General features: G+C 65.0%; 17 protein-coding genes. 13 read left to right on the top strand and 4 right to left on the bottom strand.

Annotated features, from left to right (window positions below; translation table 11 throughout):
* Window positions 1-124 precede the first annotated feature (124 nt).
* From N8H22_RS06895 to N8H22_RS06875, 5 genes are all read left to right on the top strand, one after another.
* Entirely contained in the window at window positions 125-2,881 is a 2,757-nt protein-coding gene (locus N8H22_RS06895; RefSeq protein ID WP_264589892.1) for a cation-transporting P-type ATPase, read from the top strand.
* A 67-nt stretch (window positions 2,882-2,948) separates the two neighbouring features.
* Entirely contained in the window at window positions 2,949-4,499 is a 1,551-nt protein-coding gene (locus N8H22_RS06890; RefSeq protein ID WP_264589891.1) for a cation:proton antiporter family protein, read from the top strand.
* Window positions 4,500-4,727: 228 nt separating this feature from the next.
* Window positions 4,728-6,251, top strand: coding sequence for a nucleobase:cation symporter-2 family protein (locus tag N8H22_RS06885; protein WP_264589890.1), 1,524 nt, complete (start codon window positions 4,728-4,730; stop codon window positions 6,249-6,251).
* Window positions 6,252-6,332: 81 nt separating this feature from the next.
* Entirely contained in the window at window positions 6,333-7,142 is an 810-nt protein-coding gene (locus N8H22_RS06880; RefSeq protein WP_264589889.1) for an outer membrane protein OmpK, read from the top strand.
* Window positions 7,143-7,268: 126 nt separating this feature from the next.
* A complete protein-coding gene (locus N8H22_RS06875) occupies window positions 7,269-7,892 on the top strand; it encodes a TetR/AcrR family transcriptional regulator (RefSeq protein ID WP_264589888.1) in 624 nt (207 codons plus the stop codon).
* A 68-nt stretch (window positions 7,893-7,960) separates the two neighbouring features.
* Here the strand turns inward: N8H22_RS06875 and N8H22_RS06870 are convergent, their stop codons facing one another.
* The 3 genes from N8H22_RS06870 to N8H22_RS06860 form a co-directional block, all read right to left on the bottom strand.
* Window positions 7,961-8,413, bottom strand: coding sequence for a PA2169 family four-helix-bundle protein (locus N8H22_RS06870; RefSeq protein WP_264589887.1), 453 nt, complete (start codon window positions 8,411-8,413; stop codon window positions 7,961-7,963).
* Between the two features lie 84 nt (window positions 8,414-8,497).
* Window positions 8,498-9,307, bottom strand: a complete 810-nt coding sequence (locus tag N8H22_RS06865) for an exodeoxyribonuclease III (protein WP_264589886.1) — start codon at window positions 9,305-9,307, stop codon at window positions 8,498-8,500.
* Window positions 9,308-9,504: 197 nt separating this feature from the next.
* Complete coding sequence (locus tag N8H22_RS06860; RefSeq protein WP_264589885.1) at window positions 9,505-10,413, bottom strand: LysR family transcriptional regulator; 909 nt, start codon at window positions 10,411-10,413, stop codon at window positions 9,505-9,507.
* Window positions 10,414-10,527: 114 nt separating this feature from the next.
* On the opposite strand from N8H22_RS06860, the gene gcl reads away from it, so the two are divergent.
* The 5 genes from gcl to pyk all read left to right on the top strand — a co-directional run bounded on the left by gcl (window position 10,528) and on the right by pyk (window position 17,261).
* Window positions 10,528-12,309: a glyoxylate carboligase gene (gene gcl, locus N8H22_RS06855; RefSeq protein ID WP_264589884.1), complete on the top strand. Its 1,782-nt coding sequence runs from the start codon at window positions 10,528-10,530 to the stop codon at window positions 12,307-12,309.
* Window positions 12,310-12,513: 204 nt separating this feature from the next.
* Complete coding sequence (gene hyi, locus N8H22_RS06850; RefSeq protein ID WP_264589883.1) at window positions 12,514-13,296, top strand: hydroxypyruvate isomerase; 783 nt, start codon at window positions 12,514-12,516, stop codon at window positions 13,294-13,296.
* A 28-nt stretch (window positions 13,297-13,324) separates the two neighbouring features.
* A complete protein-coding gene (locus N8H22_RS06845; protein ID WP_264589882.1) occupies window positions 13,325-14,215 on the top strand; it encodes a 2-hydroxy-3-oxopropionate reductase in 891 nt (296 codons plus the stop codon).
* A 326-nt stretch (window positions 14,216-14,541) separates the two neighbouring features.
* Window positions 14,542-15,813 (top strand): glycerate kinase, encoded by a 1,272-nt coding sequence (locus tag N8H22_RS06840; protein ID WP_264589881.1) that lies wholly within the window; start codon window positions 14,542-14,544, stop codon window positions 15,811-15,813.
* 32 nt (window positions 15,814-15,845) lie between these two features.
* On the top strand, window positions 15,846-17,261 hold the full coding sequence (gene pyk, locus N8H22_RS06835; RefSeq protein ID WP_264589880.1) for a pyruvate kinase: 1,416 nt from the start codon (window positions 15,846-15,848) through the stop codon (window positions 17,259-17,261).
* 7 nt (window positions 17,262-17,268) lie between these two features.
* On the opposite strand, the gene N8H22_RS06830 is transcribed toward pyk, so the two are convergent.
* Window positions 17,269-17,493, bottom strand: coding sequence for a DUF2188 domain-containing protein (locus N8H22_RS06830; RefSeq protein ID WP_264589879.1), 225 nt, complete (start codon window positions 17,491-17,493; stop codon window positions 17,269-17,271).
* Between the two features lie 257 nt (window positions 17,494-17,750).
* On the opposite strand from N8H22_RS06830, the gene hmpA reads away from it, so the two are divergent.
* The 3 genes from hmpA to N8H22_RS06815 all read left to right on the top strand — a co-directional run bounded on the left by hmpA (window position 17,751) and on the right by N8H22_RS06815 (window position 19,632).
* Window positions 17,751-18,929 carry an NO-inducible flavohemoprotein gene (gene hmpA / locus N8H22_RS06825; protein WP_264589878.1) on the top strand — a complete coding sequence of 393 codons (1,179 nt, stop codon included), beginning with the start codon at window positions 17,751-17,753 and terminating at the stop codon, window positions 18,927-18,929.
* Window positions 18,930-18,986: 57 nt separating this feature from the next.
* Window positions 18,987-19,220 carry a hypothetical protein gene (locus N8H22_RS06820; protein ID WP_264589877.1) on the top strand — a complete coding sequence of 78 codons (234 nt, stop codon included), beginning with the start codon at window positions 18,987-18,989 and terminating at the stop codon, window positions 19,218-19,220.
* A gap of 241 nt (window positions 19,221-19,461) precedes the next feature.
* On the top strand, window positions 19,462-19,632 hold the full coding sequence (locus N8H22_RS06815) for a general stress protein (protein WP_003290130.1): 171 nt from the start codon (window positions 19,462-19,464) through the stop codon (window positions 19,630-19,632).
* The last annotated feature ends 155 nt before the right edge of the window (window positions 19,633-19,787 follow it).

Here is a 19,787-nt window from a genome sequence, read left to right as displayed (position 1 = left end):
GGCTGGAAACACAACTCTTGCGGCAAATCATGCCGCCCGGCCAGTGGCTGGGTAAGCTGCCTGGGCATGCGGCGCTTCAGCTGCCGCGATAAATCCGCCCCATGGATCAGCAGAGGCGCCGGCCATGAAGGACCGCTCGACCACCCAGCCCAGCGAACATTCGCAACCGAACTGGCACACCCTGCCGGCCGCCGACGTGGAAAGACAGCTGCAGAGCGGGCCGGAGGGGCTGACGGATGGCGAGGTGGCGCGACGCCTCGCCCAACACGGCCTCAATCGCCTTGCCCCACCCAAGCACCGCAGCGCATTGAGGCGCCTGCTGGGGCAATTCCACAACATCCTGCTCTACGTGATGATCGGCGCGGCGCTGATCACGGCTATTCTCGGGCACTGGGTCGATACCGGCGTGCTGCTCAGCGCCGTGCTGATCAATGCCATCATCGGCTTCATTCAGGAAGGCAAGGCCGAAAGCGCACTGGACGCCATTCGCGCCATGCTTTCCCCACACGCCACGGTGATACGCAACGGCAGTCGACAGCAGATAGACGCAGCGGACCTGGTCCCGGGTGATCGTGTTCTGCTGGTTTCCGGCGACCGCGTGCCGGCCGACGTGCGCCTGGTAAAAACCAAGGAACTACGCATCGAGGAAGCAGCGCTCACCGGCGAATCGCTGCCAGTGGAGAAGGACACCACGGCGGTTGCGCCGGACGCCCCGCTGGGTGACCGCTACGGCATGGCCTACTCCGGCACGCTGGTCGTGTTCGGCCAGGCAACGGGCATCGTGGTGGCGACCGGCGCCACGACCGAGCTGGGCAAGATCAACCAGATGCTCACCGGCATCCAGAACCTGAATACACCGCTGCTACGACAGGTCGATCATTTCGGTCGCTGGCTGGCCATCGCCGTACTGGCCGCTTCTGCCGCCACGTTCGTCCTCGGCACGCTCTGGCGCGGCCATCCGGCCGCCGAGATGTTCATGATGGTGGTGGCGCTGGCTGCCTCGGCGATTCCCGAAGGGCTGCCGGCGATCATGACCGTCACCCTAGCCCTGGGCGTACAGCGCATGGCGCAGCGCAACGCGATCATCCGCCGCCTGCCGGCCGTGGAAACCCTCGGTTCGGTGACGGTGATCTGTTCCGACAAGACCGGTACCCTCACCCGCAACGAAATGACCGTGCAGCGGGTGGTCTGCGCCGAGCAGGTGTTCGACGTCACTGGGGTTGGCTACGAGCCCGTGGGCGACTGCCGGCTTGCCGGCAAGATCGTCGATCCCGAGCATTACCCCGCGCTGTCGCTGGCGATCCGCACCGGCGTGCTGTGCAACGACGCCCATCTGCAACAACAATCCCAGCAATGGCGGGTCATGGGTGATCCCACCGAGGGTGCGCTACTGGTCCTCGGCGGCAAGGTCGGCTTCAGCCAGCATGTCGCCGATGGCGCCTGGCCACGGCTGGATTCGATTCCCTTCGAGTCGCAGCACCGTTTCATGGCCACTTATCACCATGACAGCGACGGCGCGCCCTGGCTCTTCGTCAAGGGCGCGCCGGAGCGCATTCTGGAGATATGCAGCACCCAGGCCGGGCACGCTGGCGACCAGCCAATCGACCTTGATTACTGGCGGCGCATGGCGGTCGATACCGCAGCCAAGGGCTTGCGTCTGCTGGCGCTGGCCTGCAAGCGTGCCGCACCGGCCAGCGGTCAGCTGAGCTTTGCCGACGTCGCCGACGGCTACACCCTGCTGGCACTGGTGGGCATCATCGACCCGCCGCGCGAGGAAGCCATCGTCGCCGTGGACGAGTGTCACCGGGCCGGCATTCGCGTGAAGATGATCACCGGAGACCATGCCGAGACTGCACGCGCCATCGGCGCGCAACTGGCCATCGGCCTCGGCAAGCCGGCGGTGACCGGTGCCGAGGTCGCGCTGATGGATGACGCCACGCTGCGCCAGGTCGCCATGGATGTGGACGTATTTGCCCGCGCCAGCCCGGAACACAAGCTGCGTCTGGTCCAGGCCCTGCAGAACCACGGCCAGGTCGTGGCCATGACCGGCGACGGCGTCAATGATGCGCCGGCGCTCAAGCGCGCGGACGTCGGTGTGGCCATGGGCATGAAGGGTACCGAAGCGGCCAAGGAAGCCTCGGATATGGTGCTGGCCGACGATAACTTCGCCACCATCGCCGCCGCTGTGCGCGAGGGGCGCGCGGTCTACGACAACCTGAAGAAATTCGTGCTGTTCATGCTGCCCACCAACGGTGGCGAAGCACTGGTGGTGATTGCGGCGATCCTCTTCGAACTCACCCTGCCGCTGACGCCGGCACAGGTCTTGTGGATCAACATGGTCACCTCCAGCACCCTCGGCCTGGCGCTGGCTTTCGAGCCTGCCGAGCGCGGCATCATGGGCCGCCGGCCGCGCCCACCGGGACAGGCGCTGCTGTCCGGGTTCTTCATCTGGCGGGTGCTGATGGTCTCGGTACTGATGATGACCGGCGCCCTCGGCCTGTTCCTCTGGGAGCTGAACAGCAGCGGCAATCTGGAGGCGGCGCGCACGATGGCGGTCAACGCGGTGGTGATGGCAGAGATGTTCTATCTGCTCAACAGCCGCTCGATATTCGCCTCCGTCGTCAATCGCCAGGGTCTGACCGGCAACGCCTACGTGTTGCTGGCCATCGCAGCCTGCATTCCGCTGCAGCTGGCTTTCACCTACGCACCGATGCTGCAGTCGCTGTTCGGCTCGACCGGTCTGTCACCGCTGCAGTGGCTGCAGGTGCTCGGCGCCGGGCTTCTGGTGTTCTGCCTCGCCGAGTTCGAAAAGCTGGTGATTCGCAGGACGCCCCTGGCGAGCTGGATCGAAAACGGGCAGAGGTCTTCGCCGCAGCGTTAGTTGTATAGCACTCGACAAGCGAAGATCTCTGTTTACAATTCGGCGCCCTTTTCGCCGGATGCCGTTGATGATTGAAGCCAGCTGGATCGCCTTCGCCTTCACCCTGGGCCTGATCGCCCGCGCTATCGGCCTGCCGCCGCTGATCGGTTATCTGGGTGCCGGCTTCGCCCTGGCCGCGGTTGGCGAACACGTCGGCGTGGGCAAGCAGGACGGCGTGATCCTCCAGCATCTGGCGCACCTCGGCGTGCTCCTGCTGCTGTTCACCGTCGGCCTCAAGCTCAAGCTGGGCAACCTGGTGCGCCGCGAGGTGATCGGCGGCAGCCTGCTGCACTTCGCCATTTCCAGCGTGCTGGTGCTGCCGGCGATCGTGCTGGTCTTCGATGCCAGCTGGCAGGAGAGCCTGCTGCTGGCCATCGCGCTGTCGTTTTCCAGTACCGTGCTGGCGGCTAAGGTGCTGGAAGGCAAGCGCGAACTGAAGGCCTTCCACGGCCGGGTGGCGATCGGCGTGCTGATCATCCAGGATCTGATCGCGCTGGTAGTGATGAGCCTGGCGGCGGGCCAGGTGCCGTCGCCCTGGGCGCTGCTGGTATTTCTGCTACCGCTGCTGCGTCCGCTGCTGTTCCGCATGCTCGATCACAGCGGCCACGAGGAGCTGCTGGTCCTGCTCGGCCTGATGCTGGCGCTGGTGGTTGGCGGCATGGGTTTCGAGGCGGTCGGGCTGAGTTCGGAGCTTGGCGCCCTGGCCTTCGGCGCCATGCTCGCCAAGCACAAGCGCGCCACCGAGCTATCCAATTCGCTGTGGGCGATCAAGGAAGTGTTCCTGGTCGGCTTCTTCCTGCAGATCGGTATCGGCGGCCTGCCGGATGCCAACGCGATGATTTTCGCTGCGGCGGTGGCGCTGCTGCTGCCACTCAAGGGCGTGCTGTTCTTCTTTCTTTTCCTCAGCTTCCGCCTGCGCGCGCGCAGCGCGTTCCTCAGCGCCTCAAGCCTGACCAACTACAGCGAATTCGGCCTGATCGTCGCCAGCGTGGTGCTGCCGCAGTGGCTGACGCCGCTGGCGATCAGCGTGGCGCTGTCGTTCGTAGTCTCCGCGCAGCTCAACCGCTTCGCCCATCCGCTGTACGAGCGCCTGGCGAAGCGGCTGATCCCGCTGGAACGCGATACCCGCCATCCCGACGAGCAGCCCGTGTCGCTGGGCGACGCGCAGATCCTGGTGATGGGCATGGGCCGGACCGGACGCGCCGCCTACGATCACCTGCTCCGCAAGGGATTTCGCCTGGTCAGCCTGGATTCCGACCCGGTCATGGTCGAGCGCAACGTCGCCGAAGGCCGCAACGTGTTCTTCGCCGACGCCGAGGACCAGATGTTCTGGCAGAACCTGCAGATGAACGACGTGCAGGCCGTGGTGCTGGCGATGAACGATGCCGAGGCCAAGATCATCTCCACCACCAAGCTGCGCTCGATCGGCTTCAAGGGGCTGATCGTCTCCCACGCGCTGTACGAGGACATTGCCCAGCGCATCCAGGCCGCCGGCGCGGATCACACCTACCTGACCATGACCGAAGCCGGCACCGGCCTGGCCGAGAACGTCGCCCGCGAGCTGCGCCCCGTCGGCTGAAGCAGCCGCGAGCGCCGTCTCAGCGCAGCTGCTGAGGCGGCGACGGCGCATCCGGCCGCACAGCAATTCCGACGGCCGGCTCGCAGATTGTGCACAATTCAAGTATCAATTGTTCCAAAGCCTGTTCACAGGTTGTTATAGTCGGGCCATTCCGCGCACCCGCCCCGGCTGGCGCGCGGTAACAGAGGTGCCGTGAAGCCTCGCAAGCCCATGACCGTACAACAACAAATGGCAGGCTTAACAATGACCGCAACCGAAACCAGGAGCGGTAGCGCTCCGCAAGCGAACCAGGAGCTGATCTATCAGCTCGACGATCGGCCGGCGCCTCTCCCCGCGACGTTCGCCGCCCTGCAACACGTTCTGGCGAGTTTCGTCGGCATCATCACCCCCACCCTCATCATCGGCAGCGCGCTCGGCCTGGGTGCCTACGTGCCCTATCTGGTCAGCATGGCGCTGTTCGTCTCCGGTCTGGGGACTTTCGTCCAAGCCAAACGCATCGGCCCGATCGGCTCCGGCCTGTTGTGTCTGCAGGGCACCAGCTTCGGCTTTCTCAGCGCCATCCTCAGCGCCGGCTTCATCGTCAAGGGCCGCGGCGGCAGCCCCGAAGACATCCTCGCGACACTCTTTGGCGTGAGCTTCTGCGCGGCTTTCGTCGAGATCGCCTTCAGCCAGTGCATCAACAAGCTGCGGCGAGTGATCACCCCGGTGGTCACCGGCACCATCATCTGCCTGATGGGCCTGTCGCTGATCAAGGTCGCAATGACCGACATCGCCGGCGGCTACGGTGCCGCTGATCTGGGTGCGCTCCCCAATCTGGCGCTGGCCGGGCTGGTGATCGGCATCATCGTCGTGCTCAACCGCTTCAAATGGCCGGTGCTGCGGCTGTCGGCGGTCATCGTGGCGCTGACCATCGGCTACCTGGTGGCCTGGGCAATGGGCAAGGTGGACTTCTCCGGGCTCGCCGAGCTACCCCTGCTCAGCGTGCCGCAGCCGTTCAAGTTCGGCTTCGCCTTCGACTGGATGGCCTTCATCCCGATCGCGGTGATCTTCCTGATCACGCCGCTGGAAACCGCCGGCGATCTCACCGCCAACTCGATGATCTCCCGCCAGCCGGTGCGTGGACCGCTATACATGCGCCGCATCCGCTCAGGAATCCTCGCCGATGGCTGCAGCTCCGCGGTCGCCGCCGTGTTCAACAGCCTGCCGATGACCACCTTCAGCCAGAACAACGGGGTGATCCAGCTCACCGGCGTCGCCAGCCGCCATGTCGGTTTCTACATCGCCGGCATCCTGATCCTGCTCGGCCTGTTCCCGGCGGTCGGCGGCGTGCTGCAGATGATGCCCAAGCCAGTGCTCGGTGGCGCCACGCTGATCATGTTCGGCACCGTCGCCATCGCCGGCATCAAGATCCTCGCCGAGGCCGGCCTGCACCGGCGCAACATGCTGATCGTCGCCATCTCCCTGGGGCTCGGCCTGGGCGTGGCCAGCGTACCGGAGGCGCTGAGCGCGATGCCCGAGGTGCTGAAGAATATCTTCGGCTCGCCGATCACCATCGGCGCCTTCAGCGCAATCCTGCTCAACCTGTTCCTGCCGCGCGAACCCGACGAGCAGGACGCATTCGGCCCGGACGAGCTGATCGAGGATGCCGTCGGCACCAACACGCTGGCGGTGAACATCCCCGATTACTCGCGTCGCCATGGCGAGCACTGCGACGTCGTGTCCCGGCAGATTCGTGCGCAATCGCCAGGCTGAGGCAGCTGGCCGCTTCTCGCCGACGCGGAGATGCAAGACAATGGCATCCAAAAAGCCACCACACACACCAAGGATATCCAGATGAATTTCAAGACCGCTCCCTTTGCCCTCGCCGCGGCAGGCAGCCTGCTGACTGCTCCGGCCATGGCGGAAGGCCTGCTGTACTGGCAGAACAACAGCGTGACCTACCTGTACGGCCACAACTACAAGATCGATTCGCCGATCCAGCAGACCGTCACCTTCGAGCACGCCAACGCCTGGAAGTACGGCGACACCTTCTTCTTCGTCGACTCGATCCACTACAACGGCAAGGGCAACGACGAAGGTAACGACGACAGCAGCTTCTACGGCGAATTCTCGCCACGCCTGTCGTTCGGCAAGATCTTCCAGCGCGACCTGAGCTTCGGTCCGGTCAAGGACGTACTGGTCGCCATGACCTACGAGTTCGGCGAAGACGACGTGGAAACCTACATGATCGGCCCGGGCTTCGACCTGGACGTGCCCGGTTTCGACTACTTCTCGCTGAACTTCTACCACCGCGAAACCAAAGGCGACCGCCCGGGCGACGGCGTCTGGCAGATCACCCCGGTGTGGGGCTACACGCTGCCGGTGGGCAACTCCGACATCCTGTTCGACGGCTTCATCGACTGGGTAGTCGACAACGACCGCAATTCCCGCGGCGAGTACCACGCCAACTTCCACTTCAACCCGCAGATCAAGTACGACCTGGGCAAGGCGCTGAACTGGGGCGAGAAGCAGCTCTACGTCGGTATCGAATACGACTACTGGACTGACAAGTACGGCATCGAGGACGGCGGCTTCGTCAGCGACAATTTCGTTGGCAAGACCGACCAGAACACCTTCAGCGCCATCGTAAAGGCGCACTTCTAAGCGTCACGGCGAGGGGGCCGCAGGCCCCTTCGCCCGCCGCGCGGCGCCTGGGTTGAGCGTCTGGTAAACCCGGTGCTAGCATGCCGGCGGTCGTCGGCAAGCGACGGCAGCCAGCGAAAAGACCCCATGTCCAGTATCCGTGAGCGCAACAAAGAGCTGATCCTGAAAGCCGCCAGCGAAGAGTTCGCCGAAAAGGGCTTCGCCGCGACCAAGACCAGCGATATCGCCAACCGGGCCGGGTTGCCCAAGCCCAACGTCTACTACTACTTCAAGTCCAAGGAAAACCTCTATCGCGAGGTGCTCGAAAGCATCGTCGAGCCGCTGCTTGCCGCCTCCGCGCCGTTCAACCAGCCCGGCCATCCGGCCGATGTGCTGCGTGCCTACATCCGCACCAAGATTCGCATTTCCCGCGATCACGCCGGCGCATCCAAGGTCTTCGCCAGCGAGATCATGCATGGCGCCCCGCACCTGTCAGCGGAGCGTACCGCCCAGCTCAATGCCCAGGCGGCACACAATATCGCCTGCATCCAGCGCTGGGTGGACGAGGGCCTGATGGCCAAGGTCGATCCCAACCACCTGCTGTTCAGCATCTGGGCAGCGACCCAGACCTACGCGGATTTCGACTGGCAGATCAGTACCGTCACCGGCAAGGCCAGACTCGACGATGCCGACTACGATGCTGCCGCCGATACCATCATCCGTCTGGTGCTCAAGGGCTGCGAAGTGAGCGAGCCTGCGACAGCGACCTGAGTGCGCAGCCCTCACCGTCCATAAAAAAAACGCCAGCAACTGCTGGCGTTCTTCGTCAGTGGCCGCGATCAGCTATGGGCGCGAGCCGCGTCGCGCAGTGCCTTGACCTGATCGTGGTTGCGCAGCACGCCCTGGTACTGCCGCTCGACCACGAGCCGCACCTCGGCCGGCAGGTCCTTTTCCAGCGCCTTGCGGTAGCTCTTTACCGCCACATCCTCACCGCGCTCGCACTCGTTGAGGATCGCCTCGTCATCCTTGCCAGTGATCATCGCCTTGAGATCGACCCAGCGACGGTGCATATCGCCCGCCATGCTGGTACTGGTTTCCGGCTCGCCGCCCATGGAACGCACCAGTTGCTGCAGCTCCGCCGCCGCGGTGGCGCAATCGCGGGCACGCTGGCTCATGGTGCTCTTGAGCTGCGGATCGCGCAGATCCTCGGCGCACTCCATGAAACCCTTCTCGCCATCCTTGCTGGTTTCGATCAGGTCGTTGAGGACGGAAATCGTATCTTTGGTATCCATTTCTTACTCCTGCAGGATCGATTGAAACGGCCGGAAGAAAAACGGCCTGCCTGTTCAAGTCGACTACCACGCCAGAGCAAAGGTTCAGCCCGACCGCCCGGAGGCCATCGGCGCGCCGCTCAGCACGATCCAGGTCGGCGCATGATCGCTGGCGTGTGCCTGATCGCGCACCCAGCGATCGACGCCGGCATCCTGCAGGCGTGGCGCGAGATCGGGGCTGAGCAGCAGGTGGTCGATGCGCAGCCCGGAGTTCTTCTGCCAGTGCTGACGGAAATAGTCCCAGAAGGTGTAGATGCGCTCGTCGGGGTACCGGGCGCGCAGCGCGTCGGTCCAGCCCTGAGCCAGCAGGCGTCCGTAGCAGTCGCGGCTTTCCGGCTGCAGCAGCGCGTCCTTCAGCCAGGAACGCGGGTTGTAGATGTCCTCGTCGGTGGGCACCACGTTGTAGTCGCCGGCCAGCACCACCGGATGCCCGCTGGCCAGCAGGCCGGCGGCGTGCTCGATCAGCCGCTCGAACCAGGCCAGCTTGTAGTCGAACTTCGGCCCGGGCTGCGGGTTGCCGTTGGGCAGGTAGAGGCTGGCGACGATCACCCCGTGCACCGCGGCCTCCAGGTAGCGGCTGTGGCTGTCATCGGGATCGCCCGGCAGGCCGCGGCGGATCTCCAGCGGCTCGCTGTCACGGGCGAGGATCGCCACGCCGTTCCAGGACTTCTGTCCTTGCCAGATGGCGCCGTAGCCGGCGCCACGGATGTCATCGATGGGGAAGTCGGGATCCTGCGCCTTCAGCTCCTGCAGGCAGACCACGTCGGGTTGCTCACGCTCGAGCCATTCGAGCAGGTTGGGCAAGCGCGCCCGGATGCCGTTGATGTTGTAGGTGGCGATTTTCAGACGATCCACAAGCGCCTCGCTGCTCAGCCGGTGATATTCACCTTAGCTGTGACCGCACGGGCCGGCATCCATCCTGAACGCCGTCAGTCGGGACCGGGCCGTGAACAGCGTGGCCTACGCGTCGCTGCGCGCCTTCCCCTCACCGACCACATCCCGCGGCTGCTGAGCCCCCACGGCTTCTCCACCTACCGCAACAACCGAGCCGCTCAGCGCACTTCCCAATAGCCTGGTGCGTTGTAGATATCCTTCAGGTAGTCGATGAAGAAACGCACCTTGGCCGGCAGGTAGCGCTGCTGCGGGTAGACGGCCTGGATGTCGTAGGCCGGCAGCGCGTACTGGTCGAGTACCGTGACCAGCTCGCCGCGCTTGAGCTCGGCCTGGATCTCCCAGGTCGAGCGCCAGCCGATGCCCAGGCCCTGCTTGACCCAGTCGAACAGCAGCTCGCCGTCGTTGCAGTCCAGATTGCCGGCCACGCGGATCGCCACCTGCCGGCCGTCGCGCAGAAAGGTCCAGCCGCGCTGCTGACCGCCCTGCAGATTGAAGGCCAGGCAGTTGTGCTCGGTCAGCTCCTCCAGTGCCGTCGGCGTGCCGTGGCGGGCGAAGTACTCGGGCGAGCCGCAGACCACCCGCCTGTTCGGGAACAGCCGCACCGCCACATAGTTGGGGTCGGTCACCTCTCCGATGCGAATGCCCATGTCGTAACCGTGGCGCACCAGGTCGACCACGCTGTCGGTGAAGTTGAACGACAGTTGCAGGTCCGGGTAGCGCGCCTGGAACGCCGGCGCGTGCGGGCCGATATGCCGCCGCCCGAATGCCGCCGGCGCCGATACCACCAGGTGGCCGCGTACCGAGGTGCGGTCGTGGCTGATGCTGGCGTCCACCTCATCGAAGTCCTTGAGCAGCCCGCGGGCGCGCTCCAGGTATTGCTCGCCCAGATCGGTCAGCGACAGGCCGCGGGTGGAGCGGTGCATCAGCTTGACGCCCAGATGCCGCTCCAGCGCATCCAGCCGCCGGCCCATCACCACCGGGGTGACGCTCTCTTTGTGCGCGGCGGCGGCGAAGCTGCCGCAGTCGGCCACCAGTACGAAGCTGCGCAGGGTCGTATAGCGATCCATTCGATACTCCTGATATCGACAGAACTGAAGTCTCGACCAATTCCGCCAGGGAATCCAGGGCGGCATGCTTGGGCCACCTACAAAAACTATCGGATCCCTCGAGGAGGAAGACCAATGGCCCGCATGAGAGCAATCGACGCCGCCGTCGCGGTATTGCGCAAGGAAGGCATCGACACCGCCTTCGGCATTCCCGGCGCGGCGATCAACCCGCTGTATTCCGCTCTGCGAGCCGACGGCGGCATTCGTCACATCCTCGCCCGCCACGTCGAGGGTGCCTCGCACATGGCCGAGGGCTATACCCGCGCCAAGCCGGGCAACATCGGCGTGTGCATCGGCACCTCGGGCCCGGCCGGCACCGACATGATCACCGGCCTGTACTCGGCTTCCGCCGACTCGATCCCGATCCTTTGCATCACCGGCCAGGCGCCGCGCGCCAAGTTGCACAAGGAAGATTTCCAAGCCGTCGATATCGAATCCATCGCCAAGCCGGTGACCAAGTGGGCGGTTACCGTTCGCGAACCGGCGCTGGTGCCGCGCGTGTTCCAGCAGGCCTTCCACGTGATGCGCTCAGGGCGTCCCGGCCCGGTGCTGATCGACCTGCCGTTCGATGTGCAGATGGCCGAGATCGAATTCGACATCGACACCTACGAGCCGCTCGCCGTGTACAAGCCGGCGGCGACCCGCAAGCAGATCGAGAAGGCCATCGACATGCTCTGCGCCGCCGAGCGTCCGCTGATCGTCGCCGGCGGCGGCATCTACAATGCCGCGGCCGAAACCTTGCTGGTGGAGTTCGCCGAGACCGTGGGCGTGCCGGTGATCCCGACGCTGATGGGCTGGGGCTCGATCCCCGACGACCATCCGCTGATGGCCGGCATGTGCGGGCTGCAGACCAGCCACCGCTACGGCAACGCGACGATGCTGGAATCCGACTTCGTGCTCGGCATCGGCAACCGCTGGGCCAACCGTCACACCGGCTCCGTGGAGACCTATACCAAGGGCCGCACCTTCGTCCACGTCGACATCGAGCCGACCCAGATCGGCCGGGTGTTCGCGCCAGACTACGGGATCGTCTCCGACGCCCGCGCCGCGCTGGAGCTGTTCGTCGAAGTAGCGAAGGCGCGCAAGGCCGCAGGCCGTCTGCCGGATCGCCGCGCCTGGGCCGCCGACTGCCTGGAGCGCAAGCGCACGATGTTGCGCAAGACCAACTTCGACAGCGTGCCGATGAAGCCGCAGCGCGTGTACCAGTGCATGAACAACGCCTTCGGCAAGGACACCTGCTACGTCAGTACCATCGGCCTGTCGCAGATCGCCGCCGCGCAGTTCCTGCATGTCTACCAGCCGCGCCACTGGATCAACTGCGGCCAGGCCGGCCCGCTTGGCTGGACCATTCCGGCGGCGCTCGGCGTGGTTGCCGCGGACCCGGCGCGCAAGGTGGTGGCGCTCTCCGGCGACTACGACTTCCAGTTCATGATCGAGGAACTGGCGGTGGGCGCGCAGTTCAAGCTGCCCTACATCCACATCCTGGTGAACAACGCCTACCTCGGGCTGATCCGCCAGTCGCAACGCGGTTTCGAGATGGATTACTGCGTGCAGCTCGGCTTCGAGAACATCAATGCCGACCAGAGCGGCATGGAAGGCTACGGCGTCGATCACATCGCGGTGGTCGAGGGTCTGGGCTGCAAGGCGCTGCGCGTGTTCAAGCAGGAAGACCTGCGCCCGGCCATCGAGCAGGCCCAGGCCTGGATGGCCGAGCATCAGGTGCCGGTGGTGATCGAGGTGATTCTCGAGCGGGTAACCAACATCGCCATGGGCACCGAGATCGATGCCATCAACGAGTTCGAGGCACTGGCCGAAAGTCGAGAAGACGCGCCGACCGCCGTTGGATTGCTGGACTGATCCACCAACGCGTGGAAGACGCTTCGCGGTCTTCCACCCTACTCCAGACCGACCCGACCGCCGCAGTTGTAAGCGACGGACACCGAACCAACCGTAGGGTGGATATCGCGAAGCATATCCACCGCAAACACAACACCCAGGGTGGTCACCGCACCGCCGCAATGCAGAACCGAATGTGATCCCTACAGATCAGGAGAGAGAACCATGCCCCGCTTTGCCGCCAACCTGTCGATGCTGTTCACCGAACAGGACTTCATGGACCGCTTCGCCGCCGCCGCCCAGGCCGGCTTTTCCGGTGTCGAGTACCTGTTTCCCTATGACTACCCCGCCGAGCAAATCAAGGCTCAGCTGGATGCCAACAAGCTGACCCAGGTGCTGTTCAACCTGCCGGCGGGTGACTGGGCGGGTGGCGAACGCGGCATCGCCATCCTGCCAGAGCGGGTCGAGGAGTTCCGCGCCGGCGTGGACAAGGCCATCGCCTACGCTCAGGTACTGGGCAACAACCAGGTCAACTGCCTGGCTGGCATCGCGCCGAAGGACGCCGACCTCGGCAAGCTGGAGATGACCTTCATCGAGAACCTGCGCTACGCCGCGCAGAAGCTTGAGCAGGCCGGCATCCGCCTGGTGATGGAGATGATCAACACCCGCGATATCCCGCGCTTCTTCCTCAACAACACTTCCCAGGCGCAGGAGATCCGCAGCAAGGTCGGCCACCCCAACCTGTTCCTGCAGTACGACATCTACCACATGCAGATCATGGAAGGAGACCTGGCGCGCACCATCGAAACCAACCTGGCGGCGATCAACCACGTGCAGCTGGCGGACAACCCCGGGCGCAACGAGCCAGGCACCGGCGAGATCAACTACCGCTTCCTGTTCGAGCATCTGGATCGCATCGGCTACCAGGGCTGGGTCGGCTGCGAATACAAGCCGGCCACCAGCACCGAGGCCGGCCTTGGCTGGCTGAAGACGCACAACGCCATCTGACCCGAACAGAATTTGAGGAGAAACGACCATGGCTAAAATCGGATTCATCGGCACCGGCATCATGGGCAAGCCCATGGCGAGCAACCTGCAGAACGCAGGTCACCAACTGTTCCTTTCCGAACACCACGACAAGGCGCCCGCCGACCTGGTGCAAGCCGGCGCCATCGCCCTGGCTACACCGCAGGAAGTCGCGCAGGAAGCCGAGTTCATCATCGTCATGGTGCCGGACACCCCGCAGGTCGACGACGTGCTGTTCCGCGACAACGGCGTCGCTGCCGGCGTCGGCCCGAACAAGGTGGTGATCGACATGAGTTCGATCTCGCCCAGCGCCACCAAGCAGTTCGCCGAGAAGATCAAGGCCACCGGCGCCGAGTACCTCGACGCCCCGGTATCCGGCGGTGAGGTCGGCGCCAAGGCAGGCACCCTGTCGATCATGGTCGGCGGTAGCGAAGCGGCCTTCGAGCGCGCGTTGCCCCTGTTCCAGGCGATGGGCAAGAACATCACCCGTGTCGGCGAGAACGGCGACGGCCAGACCGCCAAGGTGGCCAACCAGATCATCGTCGCGCTGAACATCCAGGCGGTGGCCGAGGCGCTGCTGTTTGCCGCGAAGAACGGCGCCGATCCGGCCAAGGTGCGCGAGGCGCTGATGGGCGGCTTCGCCGGCTCGAAGATCCTCGAGGTGCACGGCGAACGCATGATCAAGGGCACCTTCAATCCGGGCTTCCGCATCGCCTTGCACCAGAAGGACCTCAACCTGGCGCTCAACGGCGCCCGCGAGCTGGGCCTGAACCTGCCCAACACCGCCAACGCCCAGCAGGTGTTCAGCACCTGCGCGGCCATCGGCGGCAGCGGCTGGGACCACTCGGCGCTGATCAAGGGCCTGGAGCACATGGCCAATTTCTCGATCCGCAAGGAGTAAAGCCTTCGAGCGCGCTGCGTCGAGCCTTGCGGCCCCACCTTCAGGGACAGACAGACCAGGTGGTGGGTCACCGCAACGCTGGGCGCCAGCGACGCTCAAAGGGTTGGAATGCAGGTGCACGGGGTCGGAATCATCGCGTCTCCCCACGACCAGGGCCCCGCGCGCCTGCTCTCCAACCGCCGTCTGCGGACGGCATCTTTTCGATTCGCCCGGCACAAGGAGTCACGGCCCGACTGCCGGGCGGGTCGATTTCAACCCTTAGCGCTTGCTTCGACGAGCCCTAAGGTCTGCAATCGGCCTCTGCAAAAAGACCCAAGGAGCCAGAGATGCCCATCGACCCACAAGCCCTGCTGCGCCAGCTGTTCGACAGCGCCATCGAAGCCGCCCATCCGCGTCATGTGCTCGCCGAGCATCTGCCCGAAGACCGCAGCGGCCGCGCCATCGTCATCGGCGCCGGCAAGGCGGCCGCGGCCATGGCCGAAGCCATCGAGCAGGTCTGGGAAGGCGAACTGTCCGGACTGGTGGTGACCCGCTACGAACACCACGCCGACTGCCGGCGTATCGAAGTGGTGGAGGCCGCACACCCGGTACCGGATGACGCCGGCGAGCGTGTCGCCCGTCGCGTGCTGGAGCTGGTCAGCAACCTCGAGGAAAGCGACCGGGTGATCTTCCTGCTTTCCGGCGGCGGCTCCTCGCTGCTGGCATTGCCGGCCGAAGGCATCTCGCTGGCCGACAAGCAGGCAATCAACAAGGCGCTGCTGCGCTCCGGCGCGCACATCGGCGAGATGAACTGCGTGCGCAAGCACCTTTCCGCAATCAAGGGTGGTCGCCTGGCCCGGGCCTGCTGGCCGGCCAGCGTCTACACCTACGCGATTTCCGATGTACCGGGCGACGAAGCGACGGTGATCGCCTCCGGCCCCACCGTGGCCGACCCGACCACCTCGGCGCAGGCGCTGGAAATTCTCGCGCGCTACCACATCGAGGTGCCGGCCAATGTGCGCGCCTGGCTCGAGGACCCACGCTCGGAAACCCTCAAGCCGGGCGATCCGCTGCTCTCGCGCAGCCACTTCCAGCTGATCGCCACGCCGCAGCAATCGCTCGATGCCGCCGCCGAGGTGGCGCGTGCCGCCGGCATTACCCCGCTGATCCTCGGCGACCTGGAAGGCGAAGCGCGCGAGGTGGCCAAGGTGCACGCCGGCATCGCACGCCAGGTGGTGTTGCACGGCCAGCCGATCGCCGCGCCCTGCGTGATCCTCTCCGGCGGCGAGACCACGGTGACCGTGCGCGGCAATGGCCGCGGCGGGCGCAACGCCGAGTTCCTGCTCGCCCTCACCGAATGCCTACAGGGCCTGCCGGGCGTGCATGCTCTGGCCGGCGACACCGACGGCATCGACGGTTCGGAAGACAACGCCGGCGCGCTGATGAGCCCGGACAGCTTCGCCCGCGCCGAGGCGCTGGGCCTGCGCGCCGCCGATGCGCTGGCCAACAACGACGGCTATGGCTACTTCACCGCGCTGGACAGCCTGATCGTCACCGGCCCGACGCGCACCAACGTCAACGACTTCCGCGCCATCCTGATCCTGCCGCCGTCCGCCTAGGGGCGCGGCGCTCACCTGTCAGCGAGCCTGCCATGACACCCGACAAGAAGGTCAAGATCCTTGCCACCCTCGGCCCCGCCACCCGCAGCGTCGATGACGTGCGCGCCATGGTGCACGCCGGGGCGAACCTGTTCCGCCTGAACTTCAGCCATGGCGAGCACGCCGACCACACCGAGCGCTTCGCCTGGATTCGTCAGGTCGAGCAGGAGCTGAAGCAGCCGATCGGCATCCTCATGGACCTGCAGGGGCCCAAGCTCAGGGTCGGACGCTTCGCCGAGGGCAAGGTGCGACTGGAGCGCGAGCAGACCTTCCGCCTGGATCTGGACCCTACCCCGGGCGACAGTCGGCGCGTGAACCTGCCACATCCGGAGATCATCGCCGCGCTGGAGCCGGGCATGCAGCTGCTGATCGACGATGGCCGCCTGCGTCTGACGGTCACCGCGTGCCACAGCGATGCCATCGACACCCGTGTGGTGGCCGGCGGCGAGCTGTCCGACCGCAAGGGCGTCAACGTGCCGGAGGCGGTGCTGGAACTCTCGCCGCTGACCGAGAAGGATCGCCGCGACCTGGCATTCGGCCTCGAGCTGGGCGTGGACTGGGTGGCGCTGTCGTTCGTGCAGCGCCCGCAGGACATCCACGAGGCGCGCGAGCTGATCGGCGAACGCGCCTTCCTCATGGCCAAGATCGAGAAGCCCTCGGCGGTACAGCACCTGCGCGAGATCGCCCGGCTGTCCGACGCCATCATGGTGGCGCGTGGCGACCTGGGGGTCGAAGTGCCGGCGGAAAACGTACCGCGCATCCAAAAGAACATCGTGCGCATCTGCCGCCAGCTTGGCCGCCCGGTAGTGGTGGCGACGCAGATGCTCGAATCCATGCGCTTCGCCCCGGCACCGACCCGCGCCGAAGTCACCGACGTGGCCAACGCGGTGGCCGAGGGCGCCGATGCGGTGATGCTCTCGGCGGAAACCGCGTCAGGCGACTATCCGCTGGAAGCGGTGAGCATGATGAGCAAGATCATCCGCCAGGTGGAAAGCGGTCCGGACTACGCCGCTCAACTCGACGTGCAGCGGCCGAGCGCCGAGGCGACGCTGTCCGACGCCATCAGCTGCGCCATCCGCCGTATCAGCGGCATCCTGCCGGTGGCGGTGCTGGTCAACTACACCGAGTCGGGCAGTTCCAGCCTGCGCGCCTCGCGCGAGCGCCCGGCCACACCAATTCTCAGCCTGACACCGAGCCAAGCCACGGCGCGCAAGCTCACGGTCGCCTGGGGCGTCTATTCGGTGGTGGATGCGCCGATGCGCGACATGGAACAGGTCTGCGGTCACGCGCTGGAGCTGGCCCGCGCTCAGGGCATGGCGGGCAGCGGCGATACCGTACTGATCACCGCCGGTGTGCCGCTGGGCCAGCCAGGCTCGACCAATTCGCTGCGCATCGAGATCCTCGACTGAGCGCCGCTCACCCCCGGCTGGCGAGCGGATTCTGTTCCTCAGGATAGCGGTGCTCTTCCTCGACACCGCCGTCATCGCCATGAACCCTCACCATAGCCGTGCGCAACTTCATGTAGTCGCGCGCCTCGCGCAGGATCTCGTCCCGACTCGCGGTTTCGATCAGTACGCGCCGATCGCCCTCCTCCCTGAGCAACCAACGCTCGCCTTCCCGGGTGATGTGGTAGTTCTGCATAACGCCTCCGGCTGCATAGTCTTCATCGCACACCTTCTGAGAGGCGCTGCCGGGCGCAGGGTTCAGAGAAACAATCACGGTGATTATGACCCTGATGGTGGATGAAACCCTGGATTTCCAGGGTTCTATTCACCATGCCTGCGCTACAAACCTTGATCTGCGTCAATTCTGAAGCTGGAACGATTGTTGAAAGCACCTGGGTAGACAAAGCCGACTCGCCAGCCGTGACGGCAACCTTCCCAATTGAGGAGCTACCCATGCTTTGCGCTGAACAACGTGCCCTGATCAAAGCCACCGTGCCGCTGCTGGAAAGCGGCGGCGAGGCGCTGACCACGCATTTCTACAACCTGATGCTGAGCGAACATCCCGAAGTACGTCCGCTGTTCAACCAGGCGCATCAGGCCAGCGGCGACCAGCCACGCGCCCTGGCCAACGGCGTGCTGATGTATGCCCGGCACATTGACCAGCTCGACCAGCTTGGCGGCCTGGTGGCGCAGATCATCAACAAACACGTCGCCCTGCAGGTTCTTCCCGAGCACTATCCGATCGTCGGCTCGTGCCTGCTGCGCGCCATTCGCGAGGTACTCGGCGAGGAGATCGCCACCGACGCGGTCATCGACGCCTGGGCCGCCGCCTATCAGCAGCTGGCCGACATCCTCATCGGCAACGAGGAACAGCTCTACCAGGCCAAAGCCGAGGCGCCAGGCGGCTGGCGTGGCGCGCGGCGCTTCCGCATCGCACGCAAGGTGGCGGAGAGTGACGAAATCACCTCGTTCCACCTGCAGCCCGAGGACGGCGGTCCGTTGATGGACTTTCTGCCCGGCCAGTACATCGGCCTGCGCCTGCAGATCGACGGCGAGGAAGTGCGCCGCAACTACTCCCTGTCGGCGGCGAGCAATGGCCACGAGTACCGCATCAGCGTCAAGCGCGAACCCGGCGGCGTGGTGTCCAACGCGCTGCATGCAATGGCCGAAGGCGCGCTGGTGGAGCTGTTCGCCCCGGCCGGCGACTTCACCCTGCAGCCCGGCAACAAGCCGCTGGTGCTGATCAGTGGTGGTGTCGGCATCACGCCGACACTGGCGATGCTCGAAGCCGCGCTGGGCAGTTCGCGACCGGTGCACTTCATCCACTGCGCGCGCAACACCGGCGTGCATGCCTTCCGCAAGGCCGTCGACCACCTGGCCGAACGCCATGCGCAGCTCAAGCGCTTCTATTGCTATGACGAACACGAAGGCGACGCCGCCGCACCGGACGCGATCGGCCAGCTGACCGAAGATCGCCTGGCCGAGTGGCTGCCGGCCAACCGCGACGTGGACGCCTACTTCCTCGGCCCGAAACCCTTCATGGCGACGGTCAAGCGCCAGCTCCGCTCGCTCGGCGTGCCGGAACAGCAGACCCGCTACGAGTTCTTCGGTCCCGCCAGCGCACTCGAGTGATCAATCCCCGAGCCCGCTTCGGCGGGCTCCCTCCCCGATTTTTCGGAGGTGCTTGCAATGCTCCATCGCAATGACAACCCACACCACTTGCTCCACCTGGCCAACGCGCTGATGCTCGGCGGCCTGCTGCTTCTGCTGCTGGGTGTGAGTGGCGCCTACCTGATCGACCAGCGGCTGAGCCTGCCCGTCGTGGTCACAGCCCATGCCCTGGTCATTCTCGGCCCGACGGCACTGAAGATCGGCTACGTCATGCGCCTGCTCGCCCAGCGGCGGCTGGCCCTGGCGGCCTGAACCCAGAAAAGACACGCGCGACTGAGCGAACCCGTTTGCGGAATGACACAAGTTACAACTGCCGTTTCGCTGTAATTTCACTGCGCCATAGTCCCAGTTTATATAGGGAAAACCATTCGTCCGTCGTCATGTGCTTCGTTGAAACTACCTGCGCAATGTCTCCTCTGAAACATAGAAGGCTGGTGACTCTCTCTCGCCAGCCCTTTCCCAACGTCTCTATCCACTTTGAGGAGAAAAAGACATGGCAAATAACAACCCTGGCAACTTCGCTAACGATCGAGAGAAAGCATCCGAAGCCGGCCGCAAAGGCGGACACAACAGCGGCGGCAACTTCGCCAATGACCGCGAGAAGGCCTCCGAAGCAGGCCGCAAAGGTGGTCAGAACAGCCACGGCGGCGGTCGCAGCAGCTAACTAAGCGGCGGCAGAAAAAGGCAAGGGCAACCACCCTTGCCTTTTTTGGTTTTATAAATCCTAAAAACTTAGAACCCGGCCATTCGCTGTACGAAATTCGACAAACAAAAAACACCCATAGCAACTAAGCTGCATAACTCTTTATTTCCTCATAG

The organism is Stutzerimonas sp. S1 (assembly GCF_025966695.1).
Lineage (GTDB): Bacteria > Pseudomonadota > Gammaproteobacteria > Pseudomonadales > Pseudomonadaceae > Stutzerimonas.
This window is presented reverse-complemented; position numbering and strand designations above follow the sequence as displayed.

Coding starts and splice junctions, on each gene's coding strand:
- N8H22_RS06895 (WP_264589892.1), top strand. CDS start 125: ATGAAGGACCGCTCGACCACCCAGCCCAGCGAACATTCGCAACCGAAC.
- N8H22_RS06890 (WP_264589891.1), top strand. CDS start 2,949: ATGATTGAAGCCAGCTGGATCGCCTTCGCCTTCACCCTGGGCCTGATC.
- N8H22_RS06885 (WP_264589890.1), top strand. CDS start 4,728: ATGGCAGGCTTAACAATGACCGCAACCGAAACCAGGAGCGGTAGCGCT.
- N8H22_RS06880 (WP_264589889.1), top strand. CDS start 6,333: ATGAATTTCAAGACCGCTCCCTTTGCCCTCGCCGCGGCAGGCAGCCTG.
- N8H22_RS06875 (WP_264589888.1), top strand. CDS start 7,269: ATGTCCAGTATCCGTGAGCGCAACAAAGAGCTGATCCTGAAAGCCGCC.
- N8H22_RS06870 (WP_264589887.1), bottom strand. CDS start 8,413: ATGGATACCAAAGATACGATTTCCGTCCTCAACGACCTGATCGAAACC.
- N8H22_RS06860 (WP_264589885.1), bottom strand. CDS start 10,413: ATGGATCGCTATACGACCCTGCGCAGCTTCGTACTGGTGGCCGACTGC.
- gcl (WP_264589884.1), top strand. CDS start 10,528: ATGGCCCGCATGAGAGCAATCGACGCCGCCGTCGCGGTATTGCGCAAG.
- hyi (WP_264589883.1), top strand. CDS start 12,514: ATGCCCCGCTTTGCCGCCAACCTGTCGATGCTGTTCACCGAACAGGAC.
- N8H22_RS06845 (WP_264589882.1), top strand. CDS start 13,325: ATGGCTAAAATCGGATTCATCGGCACCGGCATCATGGGCAAGCCCATG.
- N8H22_RS06840 (WP_264589881.1), top strand. CDS start 14,542: ATGCCCATCGACCCACAAGCCCTGCTGCGCCAGCTGTTCGACAGCGCC.
- pyk (WP_264589880.1), top strand. CDS start 15,846: ATGACACCCGACAAGAAGGTCAAGATCCTTGCCACCCTCGGCCCCGCC.
- N8H22_RS06830 (WP_264589879.1), bottom strand. CDS start 17,493: ATGCAGAACTACCACATCACCCGGGAAGGCGAGCGTTGGTTGCTCAGG.
- hmpA (WP_264589878.1), top strand. CDS start 17,751: ATGCTTTGCGCTGAACAACGTGCCCTGATCAAAGCCACCGTGCCGCTG.
- N8H22_RS06820 (WP_264589877.1), top strand. CDS start 18,987: ATGCTCCATCGCAATGACAACCCACACCACTTGCTCCACCTGGCCAAC.
- N8H22_RS06815 (WP_003290130.1), top strand. CDS start 19,462: ATGGCAAATAACAACCCTGGCAACTTCGCTAACGATCGAGAGAAAGCA.